Consider the following 24,761-nt stretch of genomic DNA (forward strand, 5'->3'; position numbering starts at 1 on the left):
ATCCAATTAAGCCAAATCTAAAAAATCGCTGACAAAAGCATTGGCCGGTTGGTGTATCAGCGCCTCTGAGGTACCTACCTGCTCTACTCGTCCTTGGTTCATCACCACGATCTCATCAGACACCGCCCTTGCCTCTTCTTGGTCATGAGTGACCATGATGCTGGTGATACCCAGCTCGTGGTGGATGTTTTTTAGCCACGTGCGCAGCTCTTTACGTACCTTGGCATCGAGTGCGCCAAATGGTTCATCAAGCAATAATAACTTGGGCTTGACTGCCAAGGCACGTGCCAGTGCTATACGCTGACGCTGTCCACCAGAGAGCTGATGCGGATAGGCGTTGGCTACTTGGGGCAACTGCACCAACTCTAATAGCTCATTTACACGCTTATTGATATCGGCTTTGCTAGGACGCTTGTTTTTTGGTAATAACGTCAGGCCAAATGCCACATTATCAGCGATGTTTTTATGGCGAAACAATGCATAGTGCTGAAACATAAAGCCGATATGACGCTTTTGTACTGGGGTGTTGGTCACATCCAAGTCGTCAAATAATATCTGCCCTGAATCTGCATACTCAAGACCGGCGATGATGCGTAGCAAGGTGGTCTTACCGCAGCCTGACGGCCCAAGCAAAGTGGTTAGTTTGCCAGTCGGTACAGTGATATTGATATTGTCTAAGGCAGTAAAGTCACCAAAGGTTTTATTAACGCCTCTTATCTCGATACTCATATATGTCATTCTCTTATTCTATATTGTGTGATGGTCATCACCCCAAAACTGAGGCTATCGCTTAGACACAGGCATTAACGGTTATTGGACATGGCTCTTTTTAGACCACTACCCGTATCGTCTGTACGGTCCGTTTTGTTGTGATCGGTCGTGCCAGCCTCGCTTAAGTCCACTGTAGTACCAACTTCAAGCTTAGGAATGTTTTCAATCCGTGCCGACTTGGCAAATTTACGCGCTTGTAATTTGGTCATGACCTGCTGAATCAGTAGTGTCACCAGTGCTAGTGCCGCAAGCAGGCTTGATAGCGCAAAAGCAGCGGTAAAGTTATAATCGTTATAAGCAATCTCGACCAGTAGTGGCATGGTATTGGTCTCACCGCGAATATGACCGGACACTACACTGACTGCTCCAAACTCGCCCATCGCTCGGGCATTGGTCAAAATCAAACCATAAAGCAGCGCCCATTTGATATTGGGCAGCGTCACATGCCAAAAAGTCTGCCAACCACTCGCGCCCAATGTCAGCGCCGCTTGCTCCTCACTATCGCCTTGCGTCTGCATCAGCGGTATCAGCTCACGTGCCACAAATGGGAAGGTGACAAATAATGTCGCTAACACAATACCTGGCACCGCATATATCACCTGAAAACCCATACTCTCAAGCCAGCCGCCCACAGTAGAGTTGAGACCAAATAACAACACAAACATGAGGCCTGCGACCACAGGCGATACCGAAAATGGTAAATCAAGCAAGGTGGTGACCAGCTGCTTACCTTTAAACTGATAACGTGTCACCAGCCAAGCAATCGCAATTCCCATCACCATATTGATCGGTAACACGATGCCCGCAGTGATCAAGGTCAGCTTAATCGCTTGTAAGGCCTCAGGATCGACCAAGGAAGCAATATACAGCTGCCAGCCGTTTTTAAAGGCTTCATAAAACACCGCAAGTAGCGGCACGACCAGCATCACCACCATAAACAGCACAGCAATGGTGATAAAGGTGCGACGTATCCACGGCGTGTCTTTGGTCGCAGGGTTGCTTTGGTAATCATAGCTATTGGATATCTGCATATCAGCGAGCTCCTACGCGGCGAGACAGTTTCCACTGTACGATATTGATGGTCAATAAGATGGTAAACGAAATCAACAACATAAATAGTGCCACGGCTGATGCGCCCCCAACATCGAACTGCTCGAGCTTACTGATGATAATCAGCGGCAAAATCTCAGTTTCCATCGGGATGTTGCCGGCGATAAAAATCACCGAGCCGTACTCACCTGTCGCACGGGCAAACATCATCCCAGCCCCCATCAGTAAGGCTGGCATCATCTCAGGCAAGATCACTTTGCGAAACGTGGTCAAGCGATTGGCGCCCAGTACCGCCGCCGCCTCTTCAAACTCAACCGACAGCTCAGCGAGTACTGGCTGCACCGCCCGCACGATGAACGGAAAGCTCACCACCACCAAAGCCAGCCAAATACCTAAAGGCGTAAAGGCCACTTGAATATCAAACTTGGCAAACCATTGACCGATTAGGCCGTTGGGCGCATACAGGGTAGCAAGCGAGATACCCGTCACCGCCGTCGGTAGTGCAAACGGCAGATCCACCAAGGCATTGATTAAGGATTTGCCCCAAAACTCATAACGCACCAGTACCCAAGCGACCAAGGTACCAAACACCATATTGGTCAGCATCGCTGCAAACGCCATCCATAAGCTCAGCTTGATCGCAGACGTCACCTGTGGTTGGCTGATGGCCTGCCAAAATCCCGTCCAGCCCATTTGCGTCGTGGTATAGGCCATCATGGCAAACGGCAGTACCACCAGTAGCGATAAGCTAAAAACCGTGATACCCATGCTCAGCCCAAACCCTGGCAGCACGTTGCGCTGACGCATACGGGTCAGCCAGCCTTTTTTGGCAGGGGCTTTGTGGGCGGATGAAGCGGTTGCACTCATAGTGATGTCCTATTGCCTAACGAATGGTACGTAACAAAATATTGAGCAATCTACTTAATGATGATGATGCTAGGTCAGCTGAGCTTACGGTATAAAGGACATGGTGTAGATGACCATGTCCTTTTTTGTTTACCACGGCTTCTCTTGCGCTAGAGTAACGCTCTAGGTACTGCGCTGCTTATTGTTTAATGCAGTGCTTACTGTTTACTGCGGTGCATTGATCGCTAATTGATCAAAGACGCCATTGTCACTAAAGTAAGTGCTCATGATCTCATCCCATGAGCCAAAAGCATCATTTGGACGGAAAGTCTCAACTGGTGGCAGTTTGTCACTGTTTTTATCGAGTACGCTTTGTACGCTTGGACGCAGATATAAATCAGCAGCCAATTGCTGGGCCGGCTCGCTCCACAAATAGTCCAAGTAGGCTTTTGCTGCATCAGTGGTGCCTTTTTTGTCCGTGACGGCTTTTACAATGGCCACAGGGCTTTCTGACTTGATCGAGTATTTTGGATAGACGATATCCACTTGACCGGCACCAAAATCAGTCGCCGCCAAGTTGGCTTCGTTTTCAAAGGTTACTAATACATCGCCAATACCGCGCTGCACAAAGGTTGTGGTTGCTGCACGGCCACCGTTTTCGTAGACTTTGACGTTTTTGAGCATCTCTTTTACGTATTTTTTGGCTGGTGCCTCTTCGTTATTAAACGCATGCAGACCATAACCATAAGCGCCTAAGAAGGCATAGCGACCATTGCCCGTGACTTTTGGATTGGCCATAACGATCTCAAGACCGTCTTGAGTCAAATCTTCCCAGTCACTGATGCCTTTTGGATTGTCTTTACGTACCAAAAACACGATGGTGCTGGTAAAAGGCACGGCATTATCAGGGAATTTGCTCTCCCAGTCTGACTCAACCAAACCCTCTTTTTCTAGTAGCTCGATATCAGAGCCTTGGTTCATAGTGGCAACGTCGGCTTGTAGACCATTGGCCACTGACAAGGCTTGCTTACTTGAGCCGCCATGTGACTGTTTGACGGTGATGGTGCTATTTGGGTGCTCGCTTTGGTAGTGCTCTACAAATAGCGGGTTGTAATCTTTATAAAAATTACGGGCAACGTCATAAGAGACGTTGAGTAGCTCGATGTTTTGACCTTCTGCAGCCGCCGTATCATCAGCGTTTGCGGTGGTGTCGACTGCATCATTATTGCTGCAGGCAGCCAGACCTAAGCTCAAGGCTATGCCTGCAATGCTGAGAGCGCTGCGAGTTTTACTTTTTTGTTGATATGGGGCGGCGTATGTCATACTTTCCTCAAAGATGCTGTTAGGTAATGCAAGTATGCTAACAGCGCCATCTTATTATGTTTAATGATGAATATGCGTATGTTATTGCCAAAAGGGAATAACCAAAGGATAAAGCCAGCCTTATCAAGCGTTTATAAAATACAGCTGAGCACAGAAACAATAAAAGCATTAACAGATACTGTTAAGCAAGTTATGGTATTGCTTGAGCTATAGACGAGCTGGTCGCTAAGCGCTACTATCTTTGATAAATCTTTACCCACTCTTATTACTCACTTAAAAGGTACTTAAATGATCGCATCTTTGACTCGTTTTTCTCGTGTATTGGCAGCAGGGACGACAGCCGCCATGACCATGCTGAGCTTAAGCGCTTGCAACAACGTGACACCACTCATGCCAAACATGCCCATCACTCAGCCTGAGCAAGCCGCTGCGCCTATGGTGCAAGCAGTAGTTGGCGATTATGCCGATGCAGGTTATGAAAACCGCAGCCAAGGCTATGACTGGGTGGGCGTGATGGTACGATCGGCGGGCAATGAGCAGATCGATATCAAGGTACGTGCACGTAGCGACATCAAAAAACCAACGTGTCAGTTTGACGGCACCGCCAGCTTAATGGGTCAAGACAAAGCACACGGTGTGATTTTTCAAACCAAGGTCAATGACAGCACGGCGTTTTTTCAGTTTAAAGATGGGATGTTGACCATTGATAGCCAAGATAAGTACGCGCTGAATTATTTTTGTTCGGGTGGCGCTTCACTCGTTGGCGACTATCAGAAGCTTGAGGGTGATTTAGCGCTCAATTAATAGCTTTAATTGCCTATTTTAGATAATAAAATGAGATAAGAAAAAAGGTGCCAGATTTATATTCTGCCACCTTTTTTTATGAGTGATGTTTATCAAAAAATCAATTTTGCTCTATACCGCAGATGCGCCCGTGAGTTTGATCTCAGCACGTTCTTCACGAGCGATGCTACCGTAGTAGTTACGTAGTATCTCAAGCACTTCTGGACGGCTGAAGTTGTCGGGGACTTCGAGATCCTCTGATAGCGCCTTACGCAGTTTAGTGCCTGAGACTTTGACGTGCTCAGAGGCATCATGCGGGCAAGTCTTATCGGACGCCATGGCGCTACAAGCATTACACCAAAACGTCCAGCCAATCTTGAGTGGCTGCGTGATCAAATCATCTTTGCCGACATATTCAAAGATCGTCTGCGCATCAAAGGCGCCATAATAATCACCGACACCAGCGTGATCACGGCCGACAATCAGATGGCTACAACCATAGTTTTGACGGAACACTGCGTGCAGCAGTGCCTCACGGGGCCCAGCATAACGCATATCGAGCGGATAGCCTGCCTGAATGACGGTATCTTGCTTAAAGTAATTGTCAATCAAGGTTTTGATGGCCTCTTGGCGTACCTCAGCTGGGATGTCGCCAGGCTTGAGTGCACCCAGTAAAGAGTGAATCAGCACGCCATCGCAAATCTCGATAGCAATCTTGGCAAGGTATTCGTGTGAGCGGTGCATCGGATTACGGGTCTGGAAGGCGGCGACCGTTTTCCAGCCTTTGGCGTCCAAGATGGCACGAGTCTCCGCTGGAGTTTTATAAATCTCAGGATATAAGGTTGGGAACTCGCCCTCGCTCAACACCTCGACACTGCCTGCGATGTTGACCTCGCCTTGGTTAAGTACTTGCTGCACGCCCGGATGCTCGCTGTCGGTGGTAGTAAAGACTTGCTGACACTCATGGGCTTTGTCAATGGTATAGCTCTCTTCTACCGTCAAGATGCCCATAATCTCGCCATCTTTTGCCACCAGTGCCACTTTATCGCCTTGACTCAAGCTATCAGCCGTCGCCTTCGGTGCGGACAATGTGATCGGGATTGGCCAAAACAAGCCAGCATTGTCGCCGCTTTGCAGACGCATGTCATCGACCACCCCTTGCCAGTCGGCCTGATTCATAAAACCATTTAGCGGGGTAAAGCCGCCAATACCGAGCATAATCAAATCGCCACGCTCACGTGAGCTGAGGGTAATCGTCGGCAAGGTGCTGGCAAGTTTTAGTGCGTGATGGCGCGCCTCACCTTTTAGCAATAACGGCTTAAGATCTTTGCTGCCATGTGGCGGCACAAGTTTTGATGTTTGGTTAGGCGTAGTAGTAAATGTCATGTTTTTAACCTTATAGCAGCGAATAAATCGAATAGGCATAGGCTACCGAACTTTGATTATGAAAATTTATGCTGACTTTGGATATGGATATGTCTTAAAGGAATTTATGTTTATAGAGGCAAGCTTATATGATGTGACACTCAATGATTCAATGATTGACCTTGCGACACCTTTTAGTTTAGGGCGTGTCTTCAATTCACTCGATAGTTATCTAAATGGGCTAAAAATGGCCAAATTTTGCCAAACATCGTCAAATAGTTGGTTAATATCCCGATATTAACGGCGCTATTTTCCTTGTTTGTCCGCAATTTATCTCATTTTTATCACCATTTTTGAAATAAAGACACGCCCTAGTACGCACAACTTAGTACAAAAAAACAGTACACACGCAAATCATTTTCGTCGCCGCATTTATGTTTAAAACAAAATTGAGATTACGTCATGTATCAATATAATTACGCTGACCAAACCTTGGTAGAAGAACGAGTCGCCCAGTTTCGTGACCAAACCGAGCGCTTTTTGGCAGGCGAGCTTGCCGAGGAGCAGTACTTGCCGCTGCGTCTACAAAACGGTCTGTATATCCAGCGCTATGCGCCTATGCTGCGTATCGCCATTCCTTATGGGTTGCTTGCCAGCTACCAGTTGCGCAAATTGGCTGAGATTACCCGCAAATACGACAAAGGCTACGGCCACTTTACCACCCGTACCAATATGCAGCTGAACTGGCCAAAGCTAGAAGAAGTGCCAGATATTTTGGCAGAGCTGGCCTCAGTACAAATGCATTCTATCCAAACCTCAGGCAACTGTATTCGCAATACCACCACCGACCCCTATGCTGGTATTCATCAAAATGAGATTGCCGACCCACGTCCGTATTGCGAAATCATTCGTCAGTGGTCAACCTTTCATCCTGAGTTTGCTTTTTTGCCGCGTAAATTTAAGATTGCCGTCATTGGCACTGAAAATGATCGTGCGGCCACCCGTGTGCATGACATTGGTCTGCATCTCAAGAAAAACGAAGATGGTGAGATTGGCTTTGAAGTCTTGGTCGGCGGCGGTCTTGGTCGTATTCCTGTGCTTGGCAAAGTCATCAATAAGTTCTTGCCCCGTCAGCATCTACTGAGCTATTTGGATGCTATTTTACGGGTTTATAACCTGCATGGTCGCCGTGATAAAGGCAGTAAATACCGCTCACGCATCAAGATTTTGGTCGATACCTTGGGCGGCCCTGCCTTTGCCAAATTGGTCGATGCCGAGTGGGAAGCGCATACCAAAGACGGGCCACTAACGCTGACAGATGCCAACTTTGAGCATGCCAGCAGTTTTTTTAGTGAGCCTGATTATAAAGAGTTTGATGCACTACAAGCGCAGTCTGATTTGCAGCAGCAATTAAGTGCGGATAAAGACTTTGCCAATTGGTACAACCAAAATACGGTGGCGCATAAAGTTGCAGGCTACCGAGCGATTGTCATCTCCCTAAAGGCAGGTCTCGTCGATGGTAAATACGTGCCATCAGGTGATGTCACCCATACCCAAATGGACGCACTCGCTGATCTTGCAGACCAATACAGCTTTGGCGAGCTGCGTGGCACCTATCAGCAAAACCTGGTCTTCGCTGACGTGCAAACCAATCAGCTGTATGAGCTATGGCAAAAGCTGACTGACCTACATCTGGCGCGTCCCAATATCAATACCTTAACCGATATGATCGTCTGCCCAGGCTGGGACTATTGCTCGCTGGCCAATGCCACCACCCACAATATCGCTGAGCAAATCGAAAAGCAGTTTAGCGATTTGGATTACCTCTACGATCTTGGTGATATTCGTCTCAATATGTCGGGCTGTATCAATGCCTGTGCCCACCACCATACTGGCGATATCGGAATCCTCGGCGTCGATAAAAAAGGCGAAAACTGGTATCAAATCAGCCTTGGCGGCAATTCAAGTAACGATGCCAAGCTGGGCAAAATACTGGGCCGCTCCGTCCCTACCGAAGCGGTGGCAGATACCATTCAACAGATCGTCGATGTCTATGTCGAGCTGCGAGCCACCACGGACAATGATGTCGAGAGCTTTGGCGAATTGGTTGAGCGTGTCGGAATTGATCCCTTTAAGGAGAAGGTCTATGGCTAATCATCATATCTTGGATAGTAGCGGCGTCGATATTAGCGCTCAAGACAGCTGGCATGCTCTCGCCACAGATACGCTGCCAGATGGTATCGCCTCGATAGAGCTGACGCTACTTGAGCTGCTACAAAAACAAGAAAAGCCTGATGTGCTTGTGCCGCTGGCCGATCTGTTGGACGGCTCAGGGGCACTGGCAACGGGGTTGGTGAAAGAAGTGTATGAGCTGATAGTCGAGCACAGTAGCCGTACTGGTCTATGGGTGACTGCTGATACGGACACAGAGGCGCTGGCAGCACTGAGTGAGCTGCTCTCAAAGCAGACGCTTATCGTCATACATGTGCCCAAATTCGCGGATGGTCGTGGCTTTAGCTTCGCTCAAACACTGCGCCAAATCGGCTATCAAGGGGAGATTCGTGTTGCAGGCGCATTTGGCCGTGATCAAATTGCTTACTTACTGCGTGTGGGCGTCGACAGCTTTGTGCTCAGTGAACACGACTTACAGTCGGACTTTGATATTTCTCAAGCATTTACTGCGCTTGCTAGCAGTTATGACGGTCGTAACGCCGCCGCACTGCCAATGTTTTCCGGTGCTTAGTTTTTGAATCCTTTATTAAGTTTTCTCTAAATTTTTATTACCTCCATCCCATTTAAGGAACGTGTTATGAGCCAGTTACATCCAAACCTAGACATTGACCAAGCCAATCAAGACTTAAAAGGCAAATCACCAGAAGAAATTGTGGCGTGGGCACTAACCCAAGCGAAAAACCCAATCATCACCACCAATTTCCGTCCTTACGAGTCTGCTATCTTGCATTTGGTCGCCAAACAAAAACCTGATATCACTGTACTCTGGGTAGACTCTGGTTATAACACCGATGCCACTTACCGCTTTGCTAATAAGGTGATCGAAGATTTAGACCTCAATGTCATTACTTATATCCCTAAGCAGACGGCTGCCCATCGTGATGTCACGATGAATGGTATCCCAGGTGTTAATGATGAGCAACACGACAAGTTCACCGAGCAAGTCAAACTTGAGCCGTTTCGCCGTGCACTCGATGAGCTAAAGCCTGACGTCTGGTTCAATGCCATTCGCAAGGATCAGACCGAATTTCGTCAAGGACTTGATGTGCTTAGCCTATCAAAAGACGGCGTGCTAAAAGTAGCGCCGCTATTTGAAAAAACCGATAGCGATTTAGATGTGTATTTAGATGAGCATAATTTGCCAAATGAGTTTGATTACTTTGATCCGACTAAAGTAGAAGAGCACCGTGAGTGTGGCTTGCACACGCAGTTATAATCAAGCGTTACCGTAACTCATCGTTTAAAAAGCTCTGTTTAAAAGGCTCTTTTACACTTTTAAGAGAGCCTTTTTGTCGTAAGCGCTCTTAACACTATCTCCTCCTCTATGCCACATTCCACCAAAAATCACAATCAACATGACAAAAACGACTATGCTAATGCCAATTCACTAGGTGAGCGTGTGCCTGTGATACCTCATAATGGATGCATATTTTACGACATTGAATACATAATTGGTGATGCTATGAACACCTTTCCATTATTTTTTAAACTAGAAGACCGCAAGGTACTGATCGTGGGCGGCGGCGATGTGGCGCTGCGTAAGGCAGATTTGCTTAGCCGTGCTGGGGCTGCCATTACCATCCTAGCGCCAGATATCAGCACTGAGATACAAGCCTTGCTATCAGACGATAAGCACGAGCTGATTTATAAAAATTATGATAAATCCTATATGACAGGTGCACGAGTCATTATCGCCGCCACGGATGATGAGACACTCAATCATCAAATTCACGCTGACGCCACCGCAATCAATATTCCGGTAAACGTGGTTGATACCCCGCATTTATGTGACTTTATCTTCCCCGCTATCGTCGATCGTAATCCCATCGTCATCGGCATCTCATCGAATGGCAAAGCGCCCGTGTTGGCACGTCTACTGCGCGCACGTCTTGAGACCCTCATTCCACAAGGCTATGGCAAGCTGGCCAAGCTGGCTGGTGAGTTCCGTAGCGAGGTAAAACGTAAAATCCCAACCCTGACAGGCCGTCGGCAGTTTTGGGAGCGTGCCTTTGAAGGTCAGGTCAGTCAGCTGATGTTTGCCGGTAATGAGCGTGAGGCCACTGCACAGCTACAAGCAGATCTAGACAATACAGTAGCAGCGCTTAAAAACAGTACTAATCATAGCGTTGACCCTGATGCCCATAACCCTGCTAATAGTCCTGCCACGACGACTAGCCAGCATAATAAGAGACACAGCACAGGTTCACTATCGGCCACTGCGCCTGTAGCAACAGATGAATTAACGACTACTCAACATACTACTATTCGAAATAACAATATCAATCAGACTCGATCAGCCCAAGACGCTGTTGGTGAAGTCTATATCGTTGGTGCAGGCCCCGGTGATCCAGAGCTTTTGACGTTTAAGGCACTGCGTCTGATGCAGCAAGCAGATATTGTCTACTATGATGCCCTAGTTTCTCCGCAAGTATTGGATCTGTGCCGCCGTGATGCCGATAAAGTGTTTGTCGGCAAAAAGCGTAGTAACCATGCGGTAGCGCAATTAGGCATCAACGAGCTGCTCATCAATAGCGCCAAACAAGGTCGCCGTGTGGTACGTTTAAAAGGTGGCGATCCCTTTATCTTTGGGCGTGGCGGCGAAGAGATTGAAAGCTTGCGGGCGCATGGGGTTCCTTATCAAGTCGTGCCTGGTATCACCGCTGCCAATGCCGCCGCAAGCTATGCGGGTATTCCACTCACGCACCGTGATCATTCGCAGTCGGTGCGCTTTGTCACTGGGTTTTTAAAGGCGGGTGCGCCCAATGAGAAGTTTGAAAACCTACTTGATACCAATGAAACCGTGGTATTTTATATGGGCCTACATTCACTGGCACGTTTAACGACAGGTTTGATAAACGCTGGCCGCTCGTCTGAGACACCGATTGCCATCGTCTCTAATGCCAGTATGCCCAACCAGCAAGTATTGACCGGTACGCTTGAGAGTATCGTGGAGCTGCAAGAACAAAACCAGCTGCCCACGCCCGCTTTACTTATCATGGGGGATGTGGTGGCGTTGCATGATGATTTGGCGTGGTACAACAAACATAATAAAGATACCGGCGATACAGAAGCTAACTGGTTACGTGCAGGAACAGCTATCACGGACCAAAATGCAAAAAACCCGATAGACCAGCAAGCCCATGCGCTCTCTATGATCGCTAATTTGGCTGCTCAGCAAGAAGAAGATTTAGAGCAGTTGGTGATTGGATAATGTTTGCTTGATTTCGAACGGACTATAATATAGCCCTGCCAATATGTTATTGGCAGGGTTTTTTATGCGCTTGTACAAAGCAAACCACAACAATTCTTGCTAGAATGACAGCTTTCTATTAAATACCCTTAAACTTAACTATGCTCACACCTGCCGATACCAAATCCCTGCCTACTAACCCGCTCACCATCTTACATACCTCCGATTGGCATTTGGGGCGCAGGCTCTATGGTCGTATGCGCTATGATGAGTTTGCAGCGTTTTTGGATTGGCTTGAAACCGCCATTAGCGAGCAACACGTAGATGTACTGATTGTCGCCGGCGACATCTTTGACACCATGACCCCAAGCAACCGAGCGCAGGCGCTGTATTATGAGTTTTTGGGGCGAGTCTCACGCTCCTGCTGCCAGCATATCGTCATCGTCGCAGGCAATCATGACTCCCCGACTTTTTTGGATGCACCAAGTTATGTGCTTAAGTTCTTAAACGTTCATGTCATTGGCACCGCTTGCGAGGATTTAAACGATGAGGTCTTGGTATTAGATGACACGGACGGCACGCCGCACTGCATTATCGCTGCTGTGCCTTATCTGCGTGATCGTGATGTCCGTAGCAGCAGCGCTGGCGAGTCGATGGACAGCAAAGACGCCAATGTCATCAAAGGCATTCGCGCCCATTATGATGACGTGGCAAGTATCGCTAAATCCAAGCAAGCTCAATTAATAAAATCCCACCAACGCCATATTCCGATCATTGCCACAGGTCATCTATTTGCAGCTGGCGGCACGACGACCGAAGACGACGGCGTACGTGAGCTTTATGTCGGCTCACTCGGCAAGATCTCTGCTGATATGTTTGATGAGGGCTTTGATTATGTCGCCCTTGGGCATTTGCATGTGCCGCAGCGGGTCGGCGGCCGTGAGAGCATTCGCTATTCAGGTTCGCCGATTGCGATGGGTTTTGGTGAGGCACGCCAGCAAAAACAAGTGTTGCTCATACAGTTTGGCGCAGTAAAAAACGAGTTTAGTGATAAAAAACCAATATCAAACAATACCGCTGCTCATACCATTGCAAGCAATGTGCCTCAGATCACGAGTACAGTTGCCACAATTGAAACATCGGTAGAAAAAGCGGCTAAAAAAGTAGCCAATCAGACGAGTGGCTTTATGGATGATTTGTTTGGCTTTGATGATTCAGTAGACAATGAGGGCCGCGACAAAAGCAATGTAGACGAACACCATGTAAAGCAAGAACGCAAGGTTGATGACCTCAATTCAAATGATGTTGACTCAAAAACAACCTCTCCTTCAGCTGCTGCGTCAATACCTCAGCGACTGCATTTTGACAAATCATGTCAGATGCAGATCGCTTCCTTGCCTATTCCCACGTTTCAAAGATTGGCACAAGTCTCAGGTGATCTACAGTCTATCCAACAGGCGATTGATAGTACTACTCAGTCTTTAGATGACACGGAGTCTGTTTGGCTCGAAGTGATTTACACAGGTGACGAGCTGGTCAGCGAGTTACGTGAGCATATCCAAGCGATGGTAGATGGGTTGCCGTGTGAGGTACTAAAAATAAAAAACACCCGTACCTATAATAAAGTGCTAAACCAGCAGCAAACCTCTGAGACACTACAAGACTTGGATGAGGAAGAGGTATTTGAGCGCTGTTTGCTTCTTAACGAGGTCGCAGATGAACAAAAAAATGCCCTGCGAGAAGCCTATCAGCAAATCATATATAACCTGCGTCATGAAGACACTCAGGCGGAATAACAGCCGCTCATGTCAACTACTCGCTACTCATTGCTTTATTGCTTTTTACTATCATTTTGATAACCACTCTATAGACCTATCTAAAAATAAGACCTGCTCATGCGACTGATTGAACTGCGACTAAAAAACCTCAACTCCCTAAAAGGCGAATGGCACATTGACTTTAGTGATCCTGCTTTTTTGAATGAAGGTATCTTTGCCATTACTGGGCAAACAGGCGCTGGCAAGACCACCATCTTAGATGCGATTTGTTTAGCACTCTATAGCCAAACGCCACGACTGGGCGACATTACCGGCTCAACCAACGAGATCATGACCCAAGGTACAGGTGAATGCTCAGCAGAAGTCATCATCGAGATCGACTCTACACGTTATCAATGCTACTGGTACCAGCATCGTGCGCACAAAAAAGCCAAGGGCAATTTATTACCGATCAAACATGAGATCAGTGAGGTTAAAACTGGCAAGATTTTAGAAGAAAAAAAGTCCAAGACATCCGCCTATATCCAAGACCTTATCGGTATGGATTTTAATCAATTCACCCGCTCCATCATGTTGGCTCAAGGCAGTTTTGCCGCATTTTTGAAGTCGGATATCGGTGATAGAGCGGCGATATTAGAAAAAATCACTGGTACTGCCATCTATGCCAAAATATCGCTCAATGTCCATGAGAGACACCGTACTGAAAAAGAAACGCTTGGCAAACTACAGGCAGGCGTGGATAGCCTATCTTTACTGAGTCCTGAGGATGAAAAGCGATTGGCAGCAGAGCTTGAGGCGCTTAACCAGCAACAAAGTAAGCAGCGCCAACGCTTTAAAACCGTAAGTGAGCAGCTGCAGTGGCTGGAGCAGGTTGAGCAGCTACAGCAGAGCCTTGCGAGTTATCAAAAAGACTTTGCCGCAGCGCAGCATGCACAGATAGAATTTACTCCAGAGGCAAAGCGCTTGGAGCTGGCCAGTAAAGCGTTAGAGATTGACAGCCAGTTTCATAAGCTTGGCTATAGCCGAGAGACGGTAGAGCGGATCGCAGATGAGCAACAAGTGCTACTTAACACTATTCCCAATAAACAAGCAGCATTTCAGCAGGCGACTGCCAGCTTACACAGCATCAATAGCCTTACCGAGCAGACCTCCAACGATTTGCAAACGACCTTACCTATCATCATAAAAGCACGGGCGCTTGATAATGATATCCAGCAGTATGGCACTGCTTTGGCGGATGATCAGCAGCGTAAAAACGCGCTTGTTCATAGTATTGAAGAGTTGCGCCAAGAGATTTCCAATCACCATCAGACCGAACAACAAGCGAAAGCCAAGCTTAGCAGTATCGATAAGTACTTTAGCGCTAATCAAGCACTAAACGACCTCGATACCGATATGGCGACCTTTGATAGCAGCTGTGGCCGATTAAAGGCGCTGCTGGATGACAATGTTCGCTTGGCAGCAGATAAGCGGACACATGATGAAAAAACCAGCCAGCTACAAGCTCATTTTGACAAGCTGTCTAAGCGACAAGCCGCAGATGAATTATTAATTAAGCATAAACGTGAGCAGCTTACGGGCGTACAACAGCAGCAAGCCGCACTTATCGAAGCACAATCGCTTGCGAGTATGCGCTTTGAGCAGGAGCAAGTCGACCAAATCAACGCTCAGATTGCCCAAGCCAGCTTTAAATTACAGCAGCTGTCCGATCTTGCCTGCCAAATCGAAAATACCAAACGTTCACTACCGACGCTCAATGAAGAGTTAACGACCTTAGAAAAACTCATTGCTGATCATCGATCAGACATTCAAGACGCCAAACTCAAACGGCAAGAAAAGCAAGAGCATCTGAGTCTACTACAAAAGGTCGCTAAGCTTGAAGACTACATCGCAGAGCTTGAACATGGATCGCCCTGCCCGCTTTGCGGCGCCACTGAACATCCTTATGGCAAGCATCATCCATTATTAGACCGCAGTCACCAGGATACCAGCCAACACCAACCCTCTAAGACGCAACACACCCAGCAAAAAATCGCTGAACTAGAGACTGTGATTGACAACCTTGAGCAGGCGTTATCGACATACAATATCGAATATGCCACCAAAAAACAGACGCTAAATAACCAGCAGCAACAGCTAGCGCCTCTACAGCAACAATCTAAAACCTTACATGAGGATATCCAGTCTGACCTACATTCGCTATTTGAGACTAAGAACGACTACTCTGAAACAATCGCAGCAATTATCGACCCACTTACGCAGATAAACGATAACATTGATACGGCTACTGCGAACCTAGAGCCTAGCTTATCCTTATTAGATACCGCCAAACACGATCTAACTGAACATAAACAGTCTCTTAAAACCATAGTAATCGAATATGACAACCTAACTGAAACTGCGACAAAACTCAGTACGGCTATTGAAGCTGATGAAAAAAAGCAACAAGCGGTCAGTCATGACATTAACAACCTGACAACTGATATTAAGCTTAACTCACAAAAAATTGATGGGATAAAAGATAAGATCACTGCTAATTTCTCAGAATTAACGCCTCTGCTGAGCACCATTTCAGCCCTGGTAAATAAGTATCCCATGGACCAACATAAAGCATACTTAACCACAGCGCTCAATACGGCAGACTTATCTGACGCACTTACGCAGCTGGGTCATAGTTTTGATAAGCAAACCGTAATAGACAGCGCAGCATATGACCGTCATATTGAAAAACTGCGGCAACAGCGCAGCGCTTTAAGTCAGTTAAAACAACAATTCAATGAGCAAAAAAACAGCCGACAGCAGCTGACCAACACCTTAAGTAGCCTGACGGCGCAGATTGAAACCAAGCAAGCACAGCTGCACAGTGAAGAAACAGCGCTCAACGAGATAGAGCGCTTAATTGCTCATAAGACCAAGGCTATCGAACAATTAAAACAAGATAGAACAGAGATTTTTGCAGATAAAGATACAGATGATGAAGAAAATAAATTACGCAATGCTGTCGATGCTGCTAAAGATAAGCAAAGAGTAGCGCAAAGGCAGCTAGATACCGTACAACAGACATTAGAACAATTAAAGAGTAGAGAGCAGCAGCTTGCAACAGAGCTACAGTCGGCGACGACCACCCTGAACACGCAGCAAAGTATCTTTACAGACTTACTCACAGCGTCCGATTTTGTCGATGAAGCCGCTTTTGTCAAAGCCCGCTTGCCCAAAGAGGAGCGTGACGCCCTACATAAACGTAAAGTAGCGATTGATACTGCGCTGCATCAAGCTCAGCTGCAGCTGGACAGTACGCAGCAAGCACTGACGCAAAGTCTTGCAACACCTATGACGCAGCACAGCCGCACCACACTTGCGGACCAATATCAGCAGATACAAACAGATATCGACGAGTTAAACCAAAAAATCGGTGCCATTGATCAAAAGCTTAAAGACAACGAGCAGCAAAAAGGCGCACAAGCAGCGCAGCTGATCGCCATTGATGAGCAAAGACAAAAGCTGCAAGTGTGGCAACAGCTACATACGTTAATTGGCTCAGCTGATGGCAAAAAATACCGCACCTTTGCCCAAGGCCTAACGTTTGAAGTCATGATTGGCCATGCCAATACGCAATTGCAAAAAATGAGCGACCGTTATTTGCTGATTCACGATGACAGCAACCCGCTTGAGCTGAATGTCATTGACAACTACCAAGGCGGTGAGGTTCGCAGTACCAAAAACCTCTCCGGCGGCGAAGGCTTTATCATCAGCCTAGCACTAGCACTTGGATTGTCACAAATGGCCAGTCATAATATCCGTGTCGATTCGTTATTTTTGGATGAAGGTTTTGGTACGCTTGATGAGGATTCGCTCGATATTGCGCTTGATACGCTGACCAACTTACAGCAAGAAGGTAAATTGATCGGAATCATCTCCCACGTACAGGCGTTAAAGGATCGTATCTTGACGCAAATCAAGGTCGAAAAACTCTCAGGCGGCTTCAGTCAAATCACTGGTCAAGGCTGCTATCATCTTGGCCATTAAGCCATACACCAGCAATTTATAGTAGGTTTTAAAATGAGTGCAAGACCAACTCAAGCCAACAAGGATGATCGCTTATCCATCAAAAGCATGAGCCTCAAAACAGCGTGTGCTTCCTTTATGATCGCTTTCGGTATGCTCACTTCTGCTCACGCCACCATCAACTGTGCCGGCTATCTGCCCAATAGCTATTTTGAGCGTATTGCCAATAACGACCCATTCGCAGGCAAGCTGACTGAACAAGCCGATGGGTCGCAGCAGCTACAAGACCTAAACGGCAACGTTGTTTTAGATAGTCTCACCGATGCCTATATAGTAATGGACACATATTTACTGGCCAAACAGCAAGGTAAATATGGCGTGGCAAACGCTGCTGGCGAGATTATCGTGCCTTTTAAGTATGATGAGATTCACATCGAGCCAGATATTGCCACCAGCTTTATCGTCAGTCTTCACACCTCAGACGATGCCAGCAATACTACCAAACAAGGTATCATCAATCGTCATGGTGACTGGATTTATCCATTAGCAGATGTTCAAATCGAACACGCACACTACGACCCTGATTATGATCAAGACTTCTTTACAATCACTGATGATAAAGGACTGACAGGGCTGCTGGATGATAGAGGGTATTGGGCAGTGATGCCGCAGTACGATTCGATGCGCCCATTAAACGCTTGTACTGGCAAGCCTCTATACTTGCAAGTCAGCTCACAAGATAAAACGGCACTTATTGATCAAAATAACGACATCATCATTCCACTGGCAACCCACCAACACATTGAGTTGTTTAACAGCTATGATGAGGTGCCATTATTTTTGCGCAGTACTTTGATCGCTGGCAGTAGCGCCGAGGGCATGAGCGAGGATATTGAAGACGATATCGAAAGCGCCCAAATTATTGATGCCCATGGCAAACTGAGACTCTCATCAGACGCACCTATTAGTAAGCTGTTATACCATCAGCTCTATACCTATAAACAGGCTGGCAAGATTGGGTTTGTTAATAGTAAAGCTGACGTGGTGTTGGCGCCACAATTTAACAGTTATCCTGATGACGGGGATGAGGTTTGGGTTGAAAAGAATGGCGAAACGATACGTTTAAACAGTCTGATTGATTTAGATTAAGTGTGGTTTTGACTATTATTTGATTGGTAATCTTTGTTAGGGAAACTCTCTTTGTAAGCTGTGGCTTTAGCCCAGCTTAAAACTTTGCAGAGTTGAAATGCTGGGCTAAAACCACAGCCTACGCTTATCAATGTATTTAAGCAGTTAGGTGTTAATTTTATGACCTTTATTTTATTCTGGGAATAGTCAGCCAATAAAAAGCCACCACTAATGATTAGCGGTGGCTTTGGTTTAAAACATAAGACTGTTTTCAGGTTATCTTCTTAGCTCTTCATTAACTTCTTGTTGCACCAACTCTATCTGATTACGCAGTCTATCAGAGATTTTATTGGGCAGATCATTCAGCTTTTTGAGTTTGAATGAAAAATAAACACTAAAAACACCACTGGTAATCAAGGCTAAACCTGTCCAAATAAGCACCGTCATGCCAGAGAGGATAGGATTCCAGATTAATAAAAAAGCGAATATTAATCCCAACACCCCAATCAGCATCAACACGCCCCAGTCTGAGATACCGTAGCGTTTAAAGTCAACGGCATAACCGATGGCGCTAATAGAACGAAACAGAATTAAAAACCCGACATAAAAGGCCAAAGTGATCATAGAGATGGCGGGATTGATGAACAGCAATATACCAACGGCCAAGGTCAAAACACCAAAGCCCAGTGTCCAGCCCCAGTTGTCTAACACGTCTTTATTGGCGATAGAAAACAGGATCTCAAATATGCCTGAAAGCAAAAACGAGAGACTAAATAATAAAGCCAGCGCTAAATAAGACGCTTCTGGCGCAACAAAAGTATAAATCCCCAATCCAATGAGAATCACCCCAACGATAAGCGGTATATACCAGTGTTTGACTGAGTTTCTAATGGTTCTAAAGATATGCGTACTCATGACCTCCCCTTTATCACTCTTTTATGATGTTATAAATAATAAGAGAATGATAAAGGGTAGCAGGATTTATTGTGTCAATCGTTTACCAAATAGCCTATTTAGTCACCAAACTACTCAACTCGCTCATCAGCACGGACAACGTCGATAAGCCAATCTCACCATCGATGGCTTCAAGCTTATCCATTTCAGCCTCAATCGCCGCCAACTGATCGGTATGACGTGTGCGCCATTCACTAAACGCCTGCTCAGCCTTTGGCTTTGACAGTATACTATCCATCAGCATACGCAAACTGCGTGACAGCTCATTGACAAGCGCAAAACGGGCACGGCGATCCCAGTAGTCTTGCTGAGGTAAAGTGGTGATACGATCCATCATCCAGTCAAGATGCAGAGCATGATAGGCCTCAAAGTACAAGGACGCAATGTCATCGACAGGACGCTCATACTGCTCAGCAAGCAAGGCGGCATCAAGCGCATCGACATGATAAGGCAGTGTCGCAAACATCGTCGCATCACTCTCAGACAGACCATCTTGCATCAAAGTGCTGGCATCTTCTTGCAAATACTGAGCAAATTGCTGCTCGATAAAGCCGCCAGAGGTGGTTAGTTTCTCCACACTCTCTCTAAAGCGACTGATCATATCAGCGACTTGTAACTCTTGACCAAAGGTATGAGTAAACCATACCACCCCTTGCTTTAGGGCATCTCGCAGACGCAGCTCAAGTTTTAATAGTAGCGTCGCATCAACCTCGTTATCCAAGGCTTCAAGTACACTCCAAGCTTTGGCGACATTAAAGACATCACGGCTGATGGCATAACCACGGACGATAGTCGCAATGGATTGATCGGTTTCTTCGTAGAGCCGGAAGAGCGATTCAATGCCCAGACGATTGACCACACTATTGGTCAGATAAGTGCTGATAATTTCACGGTGCAATCGGTGCTCAGTCATCTCGTCAAAGAACCGTGTCGCCAGCTCGTCTGGGAAGTATTTACGCAGTTCATTGACAAAATACGGCTCGTCGGGCAAATCAGACAACAGTAGATTGTCATATACCCACATTTTGCCATATGCCATAACGATGGCAAGCTCAGGATTGGTCAGACCAGTGCCGGCCTTTTGACGCTCACTTATTTCTTCATCTGATGGCAAATATTCAATAGCACGATCTAACCTATCTTCATCTTCTAGCATCTGAATAAAGCGTTGATGGTTATTTAGGTTTTCGGTAGCCCGTATTTGGCTCAGCTCCAGCGCTTGAGGTTGCAGATAGTTTTGACGCAGTACCAAATCAGCTACGGTATCAGTCATGGATTCCAGCAGCTCATTGCGCTGTTTAAGCGTCATATCACCCTGCTCAACGACTTTACCAAGCAATATTTTGATATTGACTTCATGATCCGAGCAGTTAACACCGCCTGAGTTGTCGATCGCATCGGTATAGATGCGGCCACCTGTCTGTGCATATTCGATACGGCCTTGCTGGGTGAAGCCGAGATTCCCCCCTTCACCGACGATGGCCGTACGCAGGTCCTTACCATCGACTCGCACAGCATCATTGGCACGATCGCCGACATCGGCATGACTCTCATTAGCGCTTTTGACATAGGTACCGATCCCTCCATTCCAGATGAGATCTACCGGTGCTTTTAGTAAGGCGCTGATAAGCTCGTTTGGTGCCAAACTATCTGCGTCAATGGCGAAAACCTCTTTCATCTCAGCGGTGATGGTGATTGCTTTATCTTGACGTGAGAATACACCGCCACCTTGGCTGATGAGTGATTTGTCATAGTCATCCCATGTTGAGCGTGGCATCTCAAATAAGCGCTTGCGTTCTGCAAATGATGCAGCAGGATCTGGATTGGGATCAATAAAGATATGCAGGTGGTTAAAGGCAGCGACCAGTTTGGTGTGGGTGGATCTGAGCATGCCATTACCAAAGACATCACCGCTCATATCACCGATACCGACCACAGTAAAGTCATCACGGTTTTGGATATCCATGCCGCGCATACGGAAGTGACGCTTGACTGACTCCCAGCCGCCTCGGGCAGTGATACCCATGGCTTTGTGGTCGTAACCTACTGAACCCCCTGAGGCAAAAGCATCGTCTAACCAAAAGTTGTATTCACTAGATAGCGCATTGGCAATATCAGAAAATGTTGCTGTGCCTTTATCAGCGGCGACCACCAAGTACGGGTCATCCTCGTCATGGCGTACGGTGTTGGCTGGCGGGACGATTTTTCCATCGACGATATTGTCGGTGACATCGAGCATGCCGCGTAAAAACGCTTGATAACAGGCTACCCCTTCCGCTTGAAAGGCCTCACGACCATCTGCCATGGTTTTGGTTTTAACGATAAAACCGCCTTTTGAACCAACGGGGACGATGACGGCGTTTTTGACCATTTGGGCTTTAACCAAGCCGAGCACCTCAGTACGAAAATCTTCCATACGATCTGACCAGCGCAGACCCCCACGGGCCACTTTACCACCGCGCAAATGCACCGCCTCTACTCTCGGCGAGTAGACAAATATCTCAAACATGGGTTTGGGCTTGGGCAGATTGGGGATATCGGCCGCCAAAAACTTAAATGACAAACGGTCTTTACGCTCGCCAGCCTCATCGACTTGATAGAAGTTGGTACGCACTATGGCATTGATCAGATCTAAGTACCAACGCAGGATACGATCTTCGTCCAAACTGTCTACATTGGTCAGCGCTGTGGTGATGTCCTCTTGCATCTGAGCGATTTTCTGTGAGCGCTCATCACCGTGTTTTGGATTAAATCGGGCATCAAATAAATTGCTAAGCGCCACACTGATATCGCTGTACTTGACCACAGTTTGTTGAATGTAACTACTAGAAAACGGCGCTCGTGCTTGACGCATATAGCTCGATAGTGCACGTAGTACGACCACATCATAAGTACCCAGCTCGGTCGTCAGTATCAGCTCATTAAAAGGATCGCTTTCTACTCGTCCTGCCCAAATCTGCTTTAGGCTGTCCTCAAACTGATTACCGACCACTTGCATATTGACAGTATCGACGTTTTCTAGAATAAGATCATACTCTTGCATCCAAATCGGTTGATGTGGTAAATCAAACTCATAAGTTTGTGCAGAGATAACGGATACACCAAAATCTTCAAGGATAGGCAGGACTTTTGACAGTATGACAGGTTGTTCACGGCCGTATAGCTTGAGATGCAACATATTGCCAGCATCACCCGTAGAGCGATACAAGTGCCAATTCATCGACTGCTCATCACTCAAAGCTGCCAGACGCTTGGTGTCTTCGACAGCAGAACGGGCATCAAAACGTTCCTTGTAAGCGGCAGGAATGTGCTCTAAAAACTGACGCTTTAGAGTATTGGCTTGTTGCTCACCGACATTGTCAAGCAGCATGCGCTGATAATGATCAGACCACGACTCCATCAGTGCGGTTAGCTTGGTTTCAAGGGCGGCAGTATCGACCTCATTTATTTGACCTGGCACAGTACGCACATGGATATGAACGCGGGCGTGATCAGATTCATTAAACTCAGTGGTAAATCCAGAAGAAGTACCGCCGTAAGCGTCTTTTAGGACTTTTTGTACTTTAAGTCGTAACTCAGTGTTGAACTTATCACGTGGGATATAGACCAAACAGGAGACAAAACGCTGATAATGGTCAATACGGCTAAATAAGCGCAGGCTTTTTTTATCCTGCAACTGACTGATACCAGAAACGATGGGGTACAGCTCTTCTACGCTGGCTTGAAACAAGTCATCACGTGGCAGAGTGTTGATGATATGCATCATTTTATAATAAGCATGGCCTGCACTTGGTAGCTTGGCCATCGCCATGATTTTGTTGGCTTTTTCACGCAGTAGAGGGATTTCCTGTACACGCAGCTGATAAGCTTGTGATGTTAATAAACCAATAAAACGATATTCGCAAACCAAGTTACCGTCATCATCAAACCCATGAATGCCCAAAAAGTCCATATAAACAGGGCGATGTACAGGCGAGACACGGCTCGATTTAGAGAGCATGAGTACCCGTGGCTCAGTGAGCAGCTGTTTTAGGTTTTTTGGTAGCTTGCTAAAGCTTTCTGAGAGCTTGTCTTCCGACGAGCCCCGTAATAACCCAAGCCCACTATTGCCGATAGCATATAGATTTAAATCGGCATCTTTGCTGCCTTCATTGCTCGTGTCTAAGCGATATTCCCGATATCCCAAAAAGATAAAGTGATCATCTAATATCCAGTCTAAAAACGCCTGTATCTCTTGTTGCGAGTAATAGACCTCAGGCAAGGGCTTTTGTGCTAAATCATCCTTTATTTCAGTCAGACGTGTACGCATCTGCTTCCAGTCACCAACCACAGTATCTAGCGTATCGACTTTATCTAACAGTATCTGATGTAGTGCTGTTAAGTTTTCAGTATCTTGATAAGCGATCTCGCAATGAATCAATGACATATGCGAGGTGGCGCTTTCATGTGCACTATTAATCTTAGCGAGGCTACCATCTTCATGATGCTCAACATCGACGATCGTATTGTAAATACGATGGACATCGATACCCTCAGACTCCAAGCTCATCAACATGGTATCGACTAAAAACGGACGATCATACGCCACCATTTGAATGATACTGTGAGAGCTATGAAAGTGATGCTCTTCAGCAATGGGGTTAAAGATAGCCAACTCAGGTTTGCTGCCATCATAGGCTTTGAGCAAGGTAAAGTGATGAAGCGCCATCCCTGCTAAGTCAGCATTGCCAATAGCAGAAGCCACCTCATCATGTAATAACTCATAATAGCTGTGAATAAAATTATCAAGCAATGATTGCTCTGTTTGCACATAATTAGTAGCAATATCGCTGATTTGGCCGATACGTTCTTCCGTGACTCCAAGAAAGTTAGACATGACCTTTAGTCCTTTTGATAAGTGTTGTTTTAAAGTTTATTACCCATCCATACTTATGTCGTTATTGATTTTTTAAACGGTATGTTTTTTCTTGAGTAGCCTGGTGTTCAGTTACGCTGAAAACCACTCTCCATAGCTATATTTTTAATTTTAATGTAAACCTATTGCCTATCTTTTGGTTCATTAACTTAGAGTGTAACGCAACTGTCGTGATAGCTAAAGTGTAAAATTATATTTCATAAAAAAATCGTGAGCCTAAACCACTAACATCGCTTAAACCGTTACTATTTAAGCCAACTCAGCCGAATTGACGAGCCTTAGCGCATGACAATTCAAGAGAGCAGTATAGTTTTGCTAGAGTGTGATTATAAAAATGACGGTTCCGGACAGTGTACGCTATTACCAAACATTTATTAGCTTTTTTTACCCTTATGTTTGTTACTGCTGACAGCACACATAA

The 24,761-nt window shown here is 46.4% G+C and carries 14 protein-coding genes and 1 pseudogene; 8 read left to right on the top strand and 7 right to left on the bottom strand.

The features are described 5' to 3' along the window. Positions 1-9: 9 nt before the first annotated feature. From J3492_RS11020 to J3492_RS11035, 4 genes and pseudogenes are all read right to left on the bottom strand, one after another. Positions 10-729 (bottom strand): annotated as a pseudogene (locus J3492_RS11020) (sulfate/molybdate ABC transporter ATP-binding protein); the annotation flags it as partial. 74 nt (positions 730-803) lie between these two features. Continuing rightward, positions 804-1,802 carry a sulfate ABC transporter permease subunit CysW gene (gene cysW / locus J3492_RS11025; RefSeq protein WP_243453231.1) on the bottom strand — a complete coding sequence of 333 codons (999 nt, stop codon included), beginning with the start codon at positions 1,800-1,802 and terminating at the stop codon, positions 804-806. Between the two features lies 1 nt (position 1,803). Beyond that, positions 1,804-2,688 (bottom strand): sulfate ABC transporter permease subunit CysT, encoded by an 885-nt coding sequence (gene cysT, locus J3492_RS11030; protein ID WP_207992107.1) that lies wholly within the window; start codon positions 2,686-2,688, stop codon positions 1,804-1,806. A gap of 204 nt (positions 2,689-2,892) precedes the next feature. Beyond that, the gene (locus J3492_RS11035) at positions 2,893-3,990 is read right to left on the bottom strand and encodes a sulfate ABC transporter substrate-binding protein (protein WP_207992108.1); all 1,098 of its coding nucleotides are present in this window, start codon (positions 3,988-3,990) and stop codon (positions 2,893-2,895) included. A gap of 288 nt (positions 3,991-4,278) precedes the next feature. Here J3492_RS11035 and J3492_RS11040 point away from each other — a divergent pair, with 288 nt between their 5' ends. Then, positions 4,279-4,794 (top strand): hypothetical protein, encoded by a 516-nt coding sequence (locus J3492_RS11040; protein ID WP_207992109.1) that lies wholly within the window; start codon positions 4,279-4,281, stop codon positions 4,792-4,794. Between the two features lie 111 nt (positions 4,795-4,905). Here the strand turns inward: J3492_RS11040 and sat are convergent, their stop codons facing one another. Continuing rightward, positions 4,906-6,159 carry a sulfate adenylyltransferase gene (gene sat, locus J3492_RS11045; RefSeq protein ID WP_207992110.1) on the bottom strand — a complete coding sequence of 418 codons (1,254 nt, stop codon included), beginning with the start codon at positions 6,157-6,159 and terminating at the stop codon, positions 4,906-4,908. Positions 6,160-6,600: 441 nt separating this feature from the next. Between sat and J3492_RS11050 the strand changes: the two genes are divergently transcribed. From J3492_RS11050 to J3492_RS11080, 7 genes are all read left to right on the top strand, one after another. Next, positions 6,601-8,292, top strand: coding sequence for a nitrite/sulfite reductase (locus J3492_RS11050; RefSeq protein WP_207992111.1), 1,692 nt, complete (start codon positions 6,601-6,603; stop codon positions 8,290-8,292). Continuing rightward, a complete protein-coding gene (locus tag J3492_RS11055; RefSeq protein ID WP_207992112.1) occupies positions 8,285-8,881 on the top strand; it encodes a DUF934 domain-containing protein in 597 nt (198 codons plus the stop codon). The genes J3492_RS11050 and J3492_RS11055 overlap by 8 nt, the downstream gene beginning before the upstream one ends. Before the next feature lie 66 nt (positions 8,882-8,947). Next, positions 8,948-9,586: a phosphoadenosine phosphosulfate reductase domain-containing protein gene (locus J3492_RS11060; RefSeq protein ID WP_207992113.1), complete on the top strand. Its 639-nt coding sequence runs from the start codon at positions 8,948-8,950 to the stop codon at positions 9,584-9,586. 246 nt (positions 9,587-9,832) lie between these two features. After that, positions 9,833-11,581: a uroporphyrinogen-III C-methyltransferase gene (gene cobA / locus J3492_RS11065; protein ID WP_207992114.1), complete on the top strand. Its 1,749-nt coding sequence runs from the start codon at positions 9,833-9,835 to the stop codon at positions 11,579-11,581. Between the two features lie 140 nt (positions 11,582-11,721). Then, entirely contained in the window at positions 11,722-13,356 is a 1,635-nt protein-coding gene (locus tag J3492_RS11070; protein ID WP_207992115.1) for an exonuclease SbcCD subunit D C-terminal domain-containing protein, read from the top strand. A gap of 99 nt (positions 13,357-13,455) precedes the next feature. Then, complete coding sequence (locus J3492_RS11075; protein ID WP_207992116.1) at positions 13,456-17,364, top strand: SbcC/MukB-like Walker B domain-containing protein; 3,909 nt, start codon at positions 13,456-13,458, stop codon at positions 17,362-17,364. Between the two features lie 33 nt (positions 17,365-17,397). Next, positions 17,398-18,492: a WG repeat-containing protein gene (locus J3492_RS11080; protein WP_207992117.1), complete on the top strand. Its 1,095-nt coding sequence runs from the start codon at positions 17,398-17,400 to the stop codon at positions 18,490-18,492. Positions 18,493-18,747: 255 nt separating this feature from the next. On the opposite strand, the gene J3492_RS11085 is transcribed toward J3492_RS11080, so the two are convergent. Continuing rightward, positions 18,748-19,386: an HdeD family acid-resistance protein gene (locus J3492_RS11085; RefSeq protein ID WP_207992118.1), complete on the bottom strand. Its 639-nt coding sequence runs from the start codon at positions 19,384-19,386 to the stop codon at positions 18,748-18,750. 94 nt (positions 19,387-19,480) lie between these two features. Beyond that, positions 19,481-24,301 (bottom strand): NAD-glutamate dehydrogenase, encoded by a 4,821-nt coding sequence (locus tag J3492_RS11090; protein WP_207992119.1) that lies wholly within the window; start codon positions 24,299-24,301, stop codon positions 19,481-19,483. Between the last annotated feature and the right edge of the window lie 460 nt (positions 24,302-24,761).

The organism is Psychrobacter coccoides (assembly GCF_017498085.1).
Lineage (GTDB): Bacteria > Pseudomonadota > Gammaproteobacteria > Pseudomonadales > Moraxellaceae > Psychrobacter > Psychrobacter coccoides.

Excerpts from the sequence above, each read along its gene's own strand:
- J3492_RS11085 (WP_207992118.1), bottom strand. The coding sequence starts at position 19,386 with ATGAGTACGCATATCTTTAGAACCATTAGAAACTCAGTCAAACACTGG.
- cysW (WP_243453231.1), bottom strand. The coding sequence starts at position 1,802 with ATGCAGATATCCAATAGCTATGATTACCAAAGCAACCCTGCGACCAAA.
- J3492_RS11040 (WP_207992109.1), top strand. The coding sequence starts at position 4,279 with ATGATCGCATCTTTGACTCGTTTTTCTCGTGTATTGGCAGCAGGGACG.
- J3492_RS11035 (WP_207992108.1), bottom strand. The coding sequence starts at position 3,990 with ATGACATACGCCGCCCCATATCAACAAAAAAGTAAAACTCGCAGCGCT.
- J3492_RS11055 (WP_207992112.1), top strand. The coding sequence starts at position 8,285 with ATGGCTAATCATCATATCTTGGATAGTAGCGGCGTCGATATTAGCGCT.
- cobA (WP_207992114.1), top strand. The coding sequence starts at position 9,833 with ATGAACACCTTTCCATTATTTTTTAAACTAGAAGACCGCAAGGTACTG.
- J3492_RS11060 (WP_207992113.1), top strand. The coding sequence starts at position 8,948 with ATGAGCCAGTTACATCCAAACCTAGACATTGACCAAGCCAATCAAGAC.
- cysT (WP_207992107.1), bottom strand. The coding sequence starts at position 2,688 with ATGAGTGCAACCGCTTCATCCGCCCACAAAGCCCCTGCCAAAAAAGGC.
- J3492_RS11050 (WP_207992111.1), top strand. The coding sequence starts at position 6,601 with ATGTATCAATATAATTACGCTGACCAAACCTTGGTAGAAGAACGAGTC.
- J3492_RS11075 (WP_207992116.1), top strand. The coding sequence starts at position 13,456 with ATGCGACTGATTGAACTGCGACTAAAAAACCTCAACTCCCTAAAAGGC.
- J3492_RS11080 (WP_207992117.1), top strand. The coding sequence starts at position 17,398 with ATGAGTGCAAGACCAACTCAAGCCAACAAGGATGATCGCTTATCCATC.
- sat (WP_207992110.1), bottom strand. The coding sequence starts at position 6,159 with ATGACATTTACTACTACGCCTAACCAAACATCAAAACTTGTGCCGCCA.
- J3492_RS11070 (WP_207992115.1), top strand. The coding sequence starts at position 11,722 with ATGCTCACACCTGCCGATACCAAATCCCTGCCTACTAACCCGCTCACC.
- J3492_RS11090 (WP_207992119.1), bottom strand. The coding sequence starts at position 24,301 with ATGTCTAACTTTCTTGGAGTCACGGAAGAACGTATCGGCCAAATCAGC.